Raw genomic sequence first — 10,305 nt, forward strand, 5'->3', positions numbered from 1 at the left:
CCACCGTGGAAGCGGATGTGCTTCTCGACAACGGCATCATCGGCAGCGCTTGCGCGCCGTCCGGTGCATCCACTGGCTCGCGTGAAGCGCTCGAGCTGCGTGATGGCGACAAGAGCCGTTATCTGGGCAAAGGCGTACTGAAAGCAGTCGCCAACATCAACGGCCCGATCCGCGATCTGCTGCTGGGTACTGACCCAAGCGACCAGAAAGCGCTGGATCACGCGATGATCAAGCTCGACGGTACCGAAAACAAAGCGACCCTGGGCGCCAACGCCATCCTCGCCGTGTCCCTGGCGGCGGCCAAGGCTGCTGCACAGGATCAGGATCTGCCGTTGTACGCTCACATCGCCAACCTGAACGGCACTCCGGGTGTTTATTCGATGCCGGTGCCGATGATGAACATCATCAACGGTGGCGAGCACGCCGATAACAACGTCGACATCCAGGAATTCATGGTACAGCCGGTTGGCGCCAAGTCTTTCTCGGAAGGTCTGCGCATGGGCACCGAGATTTTCCATCACTTGAAAGCTGTGCTGAAGGCCCGTGGCCTGAGCACTGCCGTTGGCGACGAAGGCGGTTTCGCACCGAACCTGGCCTCCAACGAAGACGCGCTGAAAGTGATCTCCGAAGCAGTGGCCAACGCCGGTTACAAGCTGGGCACTGACGTGACCCTGGCGCTGGACTGCGCGGCGAGCGAATTCTACGAAGACGGCAAGTACAACCTGTCCGGCGAAGGCCAGGTGTTCACCGCTGAAGGTTTCGCTGAATACCTGAAAGGCCTGACCGAACGTTATCCGATCATCTCGATCGAAGACGGTCTAGACGAATCCGACTGGGCTGGCTGGAAAATCCTCACCGACAAGATCGGCGAGAAGGTGCAACTGGTGGGCGACGACCTGTTCGTGACCAACACCAAGATCCTGAAAGAGGGCATCGATAAAAACATCGCCAACTCGATCCTGATCAAGTTCAACCAGATCGGCACTCTGACCGAAACGCTGGAAGCCATCCAGATGGCCAAGGCTGCCGGTTACACTGCAGTGATCTCGCACCGTTCGGGCGAAACCGAAGATTCGACCATCGCCGATCTGGCTGTGGGCACCTCGGCTGGCCAGATCAAAACCGGTTCGCTGTGCCGTTCCGACCGCGTTTCCAAGTACAACCAACTGCTGCGTATCGAAGAGCAGTTGAATGGCAAAGCCAAGTACAACGGTCGCTCCGAGTTTCGCGGTTAAGCCGTAGATGGTAAAAAGACACCGGATTGTGTCGGAAAAGTCGTGACAGCGATGGATTTGCCACTAATCTGATGCCTTATATGCACAAGCCTGGATCTTCCAGGCTTCGTGCTATCAGATGCTTCAAAGTTTTGGCATGGCTGTCTTTTTTCACTGGATACCTGATATTCGATGCGCAGTCCCTACTGGTTGTTTCTCGTTTTGCTCTTGCTGCTGGCTGGTCTGCAGTACCGCCTGTGGGTGGGCAATGGCAGTCTGGCGCAAGTCGCCGAGCTGAATCAGCAGATTGCTGATCAACACGCCGAGAACGAAGCCCTGCTGGAGCGCAATCGGGTGATGGACGCTGAAGTCAGCGAGCTGAAGAAAGGCATGGAGACCGTTGAAGAACGCGCTCGCCATGAGTTGGGCATGGTCAAGGACGGCGAAACCCTTTACCAGTTGGCCCAATGATCAATTCCCTGCCGGCCTTCTGGGCCGTGATTCCTGCCGCGGGCGTCGGAGCCCGAATGGCCGCGGATCGTCCCAAGCAATACCTGCAGCTGGGCGGACGCACAATTCTCGAACACAGCCTCGGCTGTTTCCTCGATCACCCAAGCCTGCAAGGGCTGGTGGTCAGTCTTGCTGTTGATGATCCTTACTGGCCGAACCTGGCGTGCGCAAGCGACTCGCGAATTCAGCGGGTTGACGGCGGGGCCGAGCGATCGGCTTCGGTGCTCAATGCCTTGCTGCACTTGCATGCGCAGGGTGCCGATGATGACGATTGGGTGCTGGTGCACGATGCGGCGCGGCCGAATCTGAGTCGCGATGATCTCGACAAGTTACTTGCTGAACTGATGGATGACCCGGTCGGCGGTTTGCTCGCCGTGCCGGCACGCGATACGTTGAAGCGGGTCGACAAGCACGGTCGTGTGCTTGAAACCGTCGATCGCAGTGTGATCTGGCAGGCGTATACGCCGCAGATGTTTCGTCTTGGGGCGTTGCACCGGGCGTTGGCGGACAGCCTGGTCGCGGATGCTGTGATCACTGACGAAGCGTCGGCGATGGAGTGGGCGGGGCTGAAACCGCGACTGATCGAAGGGCGCGCGGATAACCTCAAGGTGACGCGGCCGGAAGATCTGGAGTGGTTGCGCCAGCGTTGGGCTAACCGCCGCTGAAAGATCAAAAGATCGCAGCCTTCGGCAGCTCCTACATGGGTTCGCATGCCTTTGTAGGAGCTGCCGAAGGCTGCGATCTTTTGCTTTTCAGCTCCGATACTCCGGCCGCTCAGCCAACCCCTCCTTCAAAAAATCCACCAACTTGCGCACCTTCGGCGACAAATGCCGCTGCTGTGGATACAACGCCCACACCGCCGTATTCGGCGGCTGATGCGCCTCCAGCAGCGAAATCAACGCGCCACTGTGCAAGTGCTCCAGCACGTAATAATCCGGCAACTGACACAACCCGACCCCCTGCAACGCTGCGTCCAGCACCGCTTGCCCACTGTTGCAGCGCCAGTTTCCCTGCACCCGCTGAGAAAATTCCCGCCCGTTCTGTTCCAGTTGCCAAATGTCCGAGCTGCCGATCAGGCAATTATGCCGACTCAATTCCGACAAACTGTGTGGGCGTCCATACCGTTCGAGGTAGGACGGGGATGCACACAGGTACATGCGCCGGGGTGCCAGCCGTGCGGCGACCAAGCGCGAATCCTGTAACCGACCCAGCCGAATCGCCAGATCCAGCCCTTCATGCACCAGATCGAGTTGGCGATTGCTCAGCTCGATATCGATGCGCAACTGCGGATACAGCCCCATAAACCGTGTCACCAACGGCACGATAAAGCGTTCGCCGTACGCTACCGCGCAGGTCATGCGCAGCATGCCTTTCGGTTCGCTGGTCAGGTCGCCGACCGCGCGCAATGCTTCCTCACGACCATCCTGCAAACGTTGGCAATGCTGGAGGAACGTCTGCCCGGCCTCGGTCAGCGTCACCCGGCGGGTACTGCGATAGAGCAGACGCGTCTGCAAACGCTCTTCCAGTCGTACGATTTGTCGACTGACGTGGGAGGAAGAAACCCCAAGGCGTTCGGCCGCAGCGGTGAATTGGCTGCACTCGGCGACGGCGACGAACTCGTCGATGCCTTCCCAGCGGTTCTCGGACATTGGATTATCCCTGTACGGCAATAATATTTTGCATTTGTCTGGATTATTCATCAGCCAGCGCTGAACTACACTCGCTGTCTGGTTTTTTTATTCATTGGATTCACTGGAGAGTCAGCATGATCAAGTCGCGCGCCGCCGTTGCCTTCGAGGCCAAAAAGCCGCTGGAAATCGTAGAAGTCGATGTCGCCATGCCCAAGGCCGGTGAAGTATTGTTGCGCGTCGTCGCCTCCGGTGTTTGCCACACTGACGCCTACACCCTGTCCGGCGCAGACCCGGAAGGCATCTTCCCGTCGATCCTTGGCCACGAAGGTGGCGCCATCGTTGAAGCCATCGGCGAGGGCGTGACCTCGGTTGCCGTTGGCGATCACGTGATTCCGCTGTACACCCCGGAATGCGGTCAGTGCAAATTCTGTAAGTCGGGCAAGACCAACCTGTGTCAGGCGATTCGCGCGACTCAAGGCAAAGGTCTGATGCCGGACGGCACTTCGCGCTTTTCCTACAAGGGCGAAACGATTTTCCACTACATGGGTACTTCGACATTCTCGGAATACACCGTGCTGCCAGAAATCTCTGTAGCAAAAATTTCTAAAGATGCACCGCTGGAAAAGGTTTGCCTGCTCGGTTGCGGCGTTACCACCGGCATTGGCGCAGTGCTCAACACTGCCAAGGTGAAACCGGGTGACACCGTGGCCATCTTCGGTCTGGGCGGTATTGGTCTGTCTGCGGTGATCGGCGCTGTGAAAGCCAAGGCTGCGCGCATCATCGCCATCGACATCAACCCGGCCAAGTTCGAGATCGCCAAGCAACTCGGTGCCACCGATTGCGTGAACCCGAAAGATTTCGATCGTCCGATTCAGGAAGTGATCGTCGACATGACCGATGGCGGCGTCGACTTCTCCTTCGAATGCATCGGCAACGTGCAACTGATGCGTGCCGCGCTTGAGTGCTGCCACAAAGGTTGGGGCGAATCCGTCATCATCGGCGTGGCCGGTGCCGGCCAGGAAATCGCCACCCGTCCATTCCAGTTGGTGACCGGTCGCGTCTGGCGCGGTTCGGCATTCGGCGGCGTGCGCGGCCGTACCGAGTTGCCAAGCTATGTTGACATGGCGCAAAGCGGCGAGATCCCGCTGGATACGTTCATCACCCACACCATGGGCCTGGAAGACATCAACAAAGCGTTCGACCTGATGCACGAAGGCAAGAGCATCCGTACCGTCATTCATTTCTGATCAATCGCCGGGATATGGCGACACGTCGTGAAGGCGTGTTGCCGTGACCGCGTAGGAGTCTTTACATGAGCCTGGAAAACATCTCCTGTCAGAAAAGTTTTGGCGGCTGGCACAAGCGTTACCGCCATCGCTCCGACGTGCTCGGTTGCGACATGGTGTTCGCCGTTTACCTGCCACCGCAAGCGGAGCAGGGTGGCAAACTGCCGGTGCTGTACTGGCTGTCCGGCCTGACCTGCACCGACGAGAACTTTATGCACAAGGCTGGCGCCCTGCGCATGGCCGCCGAGCTTGGTCTGATCATCGTCGCGCCCGACACCAGTCCGCGTGGCCCGGATGTGCCGGGCGATCCGGATGGCGCCTGGGATTTCGGTCTGGGTGCCGGCTTCTATCTGAATGCCACGCAGGAACCTTGGTCGCGGCACTATCGGATGCATGACTACGTCGTGCAGGAATTGCCTTCACTGGTTGAAGCGCATTTCCCCGCGTCGGACAAACGCAGCATCAGCGGTCATTCCATGGGCGGCCACGGTGCGTTGGTTTGTGCGCTGCGCAACCCGGGGCGTTACCAATCGGTGTCAGCCTTTTCGCCGATCAATAACCCGATGGATTGCCCGTGGGGGCAGAAAGCATTCTCGCGTTATCTGGGCGAAGACCGTTCGAAGTGGAAGGAGTGGGATGCCTGCGCACTGATCGCTGAAGCGGATGAACAATTGCCGCTGCTGGTTGATCAAGGTGATCGCGACGACTTCCTTGAAAAACAGCTGAAACCCGAAGCCCTGCAACAAGCGGCAAAACAAGCGGGCCATCCGCTGACATTGCGTCTGCAACCGGGCTACGACCACAGCTATTTCTTCATCGCCAGCTTCATTGACGACCACTTGCAACATCATGCACGCGCCCTCAAGGGCTAATGCGGGTAGAATCACGCCCTGACAAAAATCGGGGCGTTTTTTTTATGCGTATTGGCCACGGCTATGATGTGCATCGTTTCGCTGACGGCGATTTCATTACTCTGGGCGGCGTGCGCATTGCACACAGCTTCGGGCTGCTCGCTCATTCCGACGGTGACGTCCTGCTGCACGCCTTGAGCGATGCCTTGCTCGGTGCTGCGGCGCTGGGTGATATCGGCAAACACTTCCCGGACACCGACCCGCAATTCAAGGGCGCCGACAGCCGTGCGCTGCTGCGGCATGTGGTCGCGCTGATCCACGCCAAAGGCTGGAAAGTCGGCAACGTCGACAACACCATCGTTGCCCAGGCACCGAAAATGGCCCCGCATATCGAATCGATGCGCGCGCTGATCGCCGCGGATCTTCAAGTTGAGTTGGATCAAGTGAACGTGAAAGCTACCACCACCGAAAAGCTTGGCTTTGTCGGTCGCGAAGAAGGCATCGCCGTGCACTCCGTTGCCTTGTTGCTGCGCGCATGAATGAACTGCAACTGCTCGGCCCGCGTGCCTATGGCGAACCCCTCGGCACGGCGGTACTGAAAGCCATCGCTGAAGATTTTCAGGTTGATGAAGTCCTCGACATCCCGTTCAGCGGCGACGGTGAACACCTGTGGATCTGGGTCGAAAAACGTGGCCTCAACACTGAAGAAGCTGCACGGCGTATTGCCAAGGCTGCCGGCGTGCCGTTGCGCACCGTCAGCTATGCCGGCCTCAAGGATCGGCAGGCGCTGACCCGTCAGTGGTTCAGCGTGCAATTGCCGGGCAAGGCTGATCCGGATCTGTCGGCGGCGGAAAACGACACGCTGAAGATCCTCAAGACCACGCGCCACAAGCGCAAGCTGCAACGCGGCGCACACTCGGCCAACGGTTTCACCTTGCGCCTGACCCAGTTCGCTGGCGATAAAGACGCGATTGAACAGCGTCTGCAACTGATCGCCCAGCAAGGCATTCCCAATTATTTCGGCGCCCAGCGTTTCGGCCATGACGGCGGCAACGTCGTTGATGCGCGTGGATGGGCGGCGCGCAAAGCCTTGCCGGAGCAGCGCAACGTGCGTTCGCGTCTGCTGTCGACCGCGCGTAGTTTTCTGTTCAATCAGGTGTTGGCGGCGCGTGTGGCCGATGGCACCTGGCAGCAAGCGCAAGTCGGTGATCTGCTCGCGTTTACCGACAGTCGCAGCTTTTTTCCGGCCGGTGAAGCTGAGTGCAGCGACCCGCGTCTGGCGATTCTCGATCTGCACCCGACCGGCCCACAGTGGGGCGAAGGTGACTCGCCGACCGCAGGCGTTGTCCATGAACTGGAGCAGGGGATTGCCGCGCGCGAAGCGGAGCTGCGCGATTGGTTGATTCACGCCGGCATGAGCCACGAGCGTCGCATCCTGCGGCTGCCCATTGGCGGGTTGACGTGGCATTATCCCCAGCCTGACATTCTGCAACTGGAATTCGTCCTCCCGGCCGGATGCTTTGCCACCGTATTGGTGCGCGAGCTCGTTGATCTGGTGCCGGTGGGGCAGACGGACAGCCCATGCGTATTCTGATTTCTAACGACGATGGGGTAACCGCACCCGGTCTCGCCGCGCTTTATGCTGCGCTGGCGGATTACACCGAATGCGTGGTTATCGCCCCGGAGCAGGACAAAAGTGGCGCCAGCAGTTCGCTGACGCTCGACCGTCCGTTGCACCCGCAATACCTGGCCAACGGCTTTATCAGCCTCAACGGCACCCCGACTGACTGCGTGCACCTGGGCCTCAATGGCTTGCTGGAACGCCAGCCGGACATGGTCGTGTCGGGGATCAATCTCGGCGCCAATCTGGGCGACGATGTGCTGTATTCCGGAACCGTGGCAGCGGCCCTTGAAGGGCGCTTCCTCGAACGTCCGTCGTTCGCTTTTTCGCTGGTTTCGCGTCAGGTGGATAATCTGCCGACAGCGGCGTACTTCGCGCGCAAACTGGTCGAGGCCCACGCCGGGCTTGATCTGCCGCCGCGCACGGTGCTCAACGTGAACATTCCCAATCTGCCGATCGATCACATTCGCGGCATTCAGCTGACCCGTCTCGGCCATCGCGCCCGGGCGGCGGCGCCGATGAAAGTGGTCGATCCGCGTGGCAAGGCCGGTTACTGGATTGCTGCTGCCGGCGACGCCGAAGACGGCGGCCCGGGCACAGACTTCCATGCGGTGATGCAGGGCTACGTTTCCATCACCCCGTTGCAGCTTGATCGCACCTTCAACGATGCCTTCAGAAGTCTCGACGGCTGGCTGGAGGGACTGCGCTGATGGCTCGCGAACACGACGACAGACTGCGCAGCGGCATCGGAATGACCTCCCAGCGCACGCGGGAGCGCCTGATCCAGCGTCTGTATGAAGAAGGCGTGTCGAACGCCAAGGTACTCGAAGTGATTCGCCGCACGCCGCGTCATCTGTTCGTCGATGAAGCGCTGGCGCATCGCGCATACGAAGACACGGCACTGCCGATTGGCCACAACCAGACCATTTCCCAGCCATATATGGTGGCGCGCATGAGCGAGCTGCTGCTCGAGGCCGGGCCGCTGGATAAAGTGATGGAGATCGGCACCGGTTCCGGTTACCAGACGGCGGTGTTGTCGCAACTGGTTGAGCGAGTTTTTTCGGTTGAGCGGATCAAGGTTTTGCAGGATCGGGCCAAGGAACGCCTGGTCGAGCTGAACCTGCGCAACGTGGTGTTTCGTTGGGGCGATGGCTGGGAAGGCTGGCCGGCTCTGGCGCCGTACAACGGCATTATCGTAACCGCCGTGGCCACCGATGTGCCGCAAGCCTTGCTGGATCAATTGGCCCCGGGCGGGCGCATGGTGATTCCGGTCGGCTCCGGCGAAGTTCAGCAATTGCTGTTGATCGTGCGTGAAGAAAACGGTTTTTCCCGTCACGTTCTGGGGGCGGTGCGCTTCGTTCCATTGCTCAACGGGCCGTTGGCCTGAGCATTTGTTCGCTGCTGTTGAATTCCTTTCAACGGCTCCGGTCTTACACCGGCGATAGCGGATTAAACGTAGCGTATTGCCAGCTGGCAAACGTGTGCGTGAAGCGATTTCGCTTCATTAAGGGTAAAGCCGAATCTGCCCGTTATACTTGCGATAGTTCATGCCGAAATCCGGCATTCCAAATTTTTCAGCCACCACAAAGGGAGCGGCGGGTGAGTCTCACAGTCATTGCGCAGCGTATGGGTAACACGAGCTTTCAGCGCCTGGTGACTGGCCTTGTCTTGAGCACCTTGCTGGTCGGTTGCTCCAGCACCAAATCGAGCAACGTGAGTGTCGTCGATCGCAACAAGGCGGTCGCCCAGCGTCCGACAGTGACGACCGGGCAGTACGTAGTCCGTCCGGGCGATACGATGTTTTCGATCGCTTTTCGCTACGGCTGGGACTACAAAGCCCTCGCCGCCCGGAACAATATTCCTACGCCGTATACGATCCATCCGGGTCAGACAATTCGCTTTGACGGGCGCACCGGTTCAACGTCGAGCGCGGTGGTAAGCAACTCGAGTTCTTCGCCTTCTTCGTCGAGCAAAACCACGGTAATCCGGCGCCAGGCGAATGGCACGACGACCACCACAACCACCGGTTCTACGGGCGCTGCACCGTCCGTCGCGAATAAGCAAACCCCCGCTCCGATTCCTCCTGCAGGCCCAGCCCCGACCGGCTGGGGATGGCCATCTAATGGCATTCTCATTGGAAAATTCTCTTCAAACGGTAGTTTGAATAAAGGAATTGATATCGCCGGGGATTTGGGACAGCCTGTTTTAGCTGCGTCTGATGGGACGGTGGTTTACGCCGGGAGTGGCTTAAGGGGCTACGGCGAATTAGTCATCATCAAACACAGCGAAACCTACGTCAGTGCTTACGGTCACAACCGCAGGCTGTTGGTTCGGGAGGGTCAGCAGGTCAAGGTCGGACAGACAATTGCCGAAATGGGGTCAACGGGTACAGACCGGGTGAAACTGCATTTTGAGATTCGCCGCCAAGGTAAACCTGTAGATCCACTGCAGTTCCTGCCACGACGTTGATTTGTCATCCAGCCTGTTCCGTCGCGTAGAGGGGACAGGCTCCAGCGTTGCCAAGGATAAAGGCGTCGCTTGAGCTTGGGGTCGAACTCACCAAAGGACTATAACAATGGCTCTCAGTAAAGAAGTGCCGGAGTTTGACATCGACGATGAGGTTCTCCTTATGGAGGCCGGCATCGATTCGGATTCTTCGATGTCGAATGATGAAGGGGCTGCACCGCCTTCCGTTCGTTCCAAATCCAGACAATCTGCGACACTCAAACAGCATAAGTACATCGACTACACGCGGGCACTCGATGCCACGCAGTTGTATCTCAACGAAATCGGCTTTTCCCCATTGCTCTCTCCGGAAGAAGAAGTTCATTTTGCGCGCTTGTCGCAAAGTGGCGACCCTGCCGGACGCAAGCGCATGATCGAAAGTAACCTGCGGCTGGTGGTTAAAATCGCCCGGCGTTACGTCAATCGGGGGCTGTCGCTGCTGGATCTGATCGAAGAGGGCAACCTCGGATTGATCCGCGCGGTGGAAAAGTTCGACCCCGAGCGCGGCTTCCGCTTCTCGACCTACGCCACTTGGTGGATTCGTCAAACCATCGAGCGCGCCATCATGAATCAGACCCGGACCATCCGGTTGCCGATTCATGTGGTCAAGGAGCTAAACGTGTACCTGCGGGCTGCACGGGAGCTGACGCAAAAACTCGACCACGAACCTTCACCCGAAGAAATCGG

The 10,305-nt window shown here is 58.8% G+C and carries 12 protein-coding genes; 11 read left to right on the forward strand and 1 reads right to left on the reverse strand.

Annotation, left to right across the window (positions count from 1 at the left end; genetic code table 11):
* The 3 genes from eno to ispD all read left to right on the forward strand — a co-directional run.
* A partial coding sequence (gene eno / locus ACIP66_RS15900; protein WP_400649086.1) for a phosphopyruvate hydratase occupies positions 1-1,235 on the forward strand: 1,235 nt, incomplete at its 5' end.
* Positions 1,236-1,406: 171 nt separating this feature from the next.
* Positions 1,407-1,685 (forward strand): cell division protein FtsB, encoded by a 279-nt coding sequence (gene ftsB / locus ACIP66_RS15905; protein ID WP_003222158.1) that lies wholly within the window; start codon positions 1,407-1,409, stop codon positions 1,683-1,685.
* Positions 1,682-2,389 (forward strand): 2-C-methyl-D-erythritol 4-phosphate cytidylyltransferase, encoded by a 708-nt coding sequence (ispD, locus tag ACIP66_RS15910; RefSeq protein WP_053117650.1) that lies wholly within the window; start codon positions 1,682-1,684, stop codon positions 2,387-2,389. The genes ftsB and ispD overlap by 4 nt, the downstream gene beginning before the upstream one ends.
* An 87-nt stretch (positions 2,390-2,476) precedes the next feature.
* Here ispD and ACIP66_RS15915 read toward each other — a convergent pair whose 3' ends face one another.
* Positions 2,477-3,373 (reverse strand): LysR substrate-binding domain-containing protein, encoded by an 897-nt coding sequence (locus ACIP66_RS15915; protein ID WP_212549600.1) that lies wholly within the window; start codon positions 3,371-3,373, stop codon positions 2,477-2,479.
* A gap of 116 nt (positions 3,374-3,489) precedes the next feature.
* Between ACIP66_RS15915 and ACIP66_RS15920 the strand changes: the two genes are divergently transcribed.
* From ACIP66_RS15920 to ACIP66_RS15955, 8 genes are all read left to right on the forward strand, one after another.
* Positions 3,490-4,602: an S-(hydroxymethyl)glutathione dehydrogenase/class III alcohol dehydrogenase gene (locus tag ACIP66_RS15920; RefSeq protein ID WP_007908835.1), complete on the forward strand. Its 1,113-nt coding sequence runs from the start codon at positions 3,490-3,492 to the stop codon at positions 4,600-4,602.
* Between the two features lie 65 nt (positions 4,603-4,667).
* The gene (gene fghA, locus ACIP66_RS15925; protein WP_053117654.1) at positions 4,668-5,513 is read left to right on the forward strand and encodes an S-formylglutathione hydrolase; all 846 of its coding nucleotides are present in this window, start codon (positions 4,668-4,670) and stop codon (positions 5,511-5,513) included.
* A gap of 44 nt (positions 5,514-5,557) precedes the next feature.
* Positions 5,558-6,031 (forward strand): 2-C-methyl-D-erythritol 2,4-cyclodiphosphate synthase, encoded by a 474-nt coding sequence (ispF, locus tag ACIP66_RS15930; RefSeq protein WP_159813111.1) that lies wholly within the window; start codon positions 5,558-5,560, stop codon positions 6,029-6,031.
* Complete coding sequence (gene truD / locus ACIP66_RS15935) at positions 6,028-7,086, forward strand: tRNA pseudouridine(13) synthase TruD (RefSeq protein WP_212545330.1); 1,059 nt, start codon at positions 6,028-6,030, stop codon at positions 7,084-7,086. Before ispF ends, truD begins: the two co-directional genes overlap by 4 nt.
* Entirely contained in the window at positions 7,074-7,823 is a 750-nt protein-coding gene (gene surE / locus ACIP66_RS15940) for a 5'/3'-nucleotidase SurE (protein WP_008081730.1), read from the forward strand. The genes truD and surE overlap by 13 nt, the downstream gene beginning before the upstream one ends.
* Before the next feature lie 41 nt (positions 7,824-7,864).
* A complete protein-coding gene (locus ACIP66_RS15945; RefSeq protein WP_172680082.1) occupies positions 7,865-8,500 on the forward strand; it encodes a protein-L-isoaspartate(D-aspartate) O-methyltransferase in 636 nt (211 codons plus the stop codon).
* A gap of 212 nt (positions 8,501-8,712) precedes the next feature.
* On the forward strand, positions 8,713-9,582 hold the full coding sequence (locus tag ACIP66_RS15950) for a peptidoglycan DD-metalloendopeptidase family protein (protein WP_400649088.1): 870 nt from the start codon (positions 8,713-8,715) through the stop codon (positions 9,580-9,582).
* 190 nt (positions 9,583-9,772) lie between these two features.
* On the forward strand, positions 9,773-10,305 hold a 533-nt coding region (locus ACIP66_RS15955), incomplete at its 3' end, for a sigma-70 family RNA polymerase sigma factor (protein WP_400649147.1).

Origin of the sequence: Pseudomonas sp. NPDC088429 (assembly GCF_044753305.1) — a bacterium.
GTDB classification, from domain to species: Bacteria; Pseudomonadota; Gammaproteobacteria; order Pseudomonadales; family Pseudomonadaceae; genus Aquipseudomonas; species Aquipseudomonas rustica.

Coding starts and splice junctions, on each gene's coding strand:
- ftsB (WP_003222158.1), top strand. CDS start 1,407: ATGCGCAGTCCCTACTGGTTGTTTCTCGTTTTGCTCTTGCTGCTGGCT.
- ispD (WP_053117650.1), top strand. CDS start 1,682: ATGATCAATTCCCTGCCGGCCTTCTGGGCCGTGATTCCTGCCGCGGGC.
- ACIP66_RS15915 (WP_212549600.1), bottom strand. CDS start 3,373: ATGTCCGAGAACCGCTGGGAAGGCATCGACGAGTTCGTCGCCGTCGCC.
- ACIP66_RS15920 (WP_007908835.1), top strand. CDS start 3,490: ATGATCAAGTCGCGCGCCGCCGTTGCCTTCGAGGCCAAAAAGCCGCTG.
- fghA (WP_053117654.1), top strand. CDS start 4,668: ATGAGCCTGGAAAACATCTCCTGTCAGAAAAGTTTTGGCGGCTGGCAC.
- ispF (WP_159813111.1), top strand. CDS start 5,558: ATGCGTATTGGCCACGGCTATGATGTGCATCGTTTCGCTGACGGCGAT.
- truD (WP_212545330.1), top strand. CDS start 6,028: ATGAATGAACTGCAACTGCTCGGCCCGCGTGCCTATGGCGAACCCCTC.
- surE (WP_008081730.1), top strand. CDS start 7,074: ATGCGTATTCTGATTTCTAACGACGATGGGGTAACCGCACCCGGTCTC.
- ACIP66_RS15945 (WP_172680082.1), top strand. CDS start 7,865: ATGACCTCCCAGCGCACGCGGGAGCGCCTGATCCAGCGTCTGTATGAA.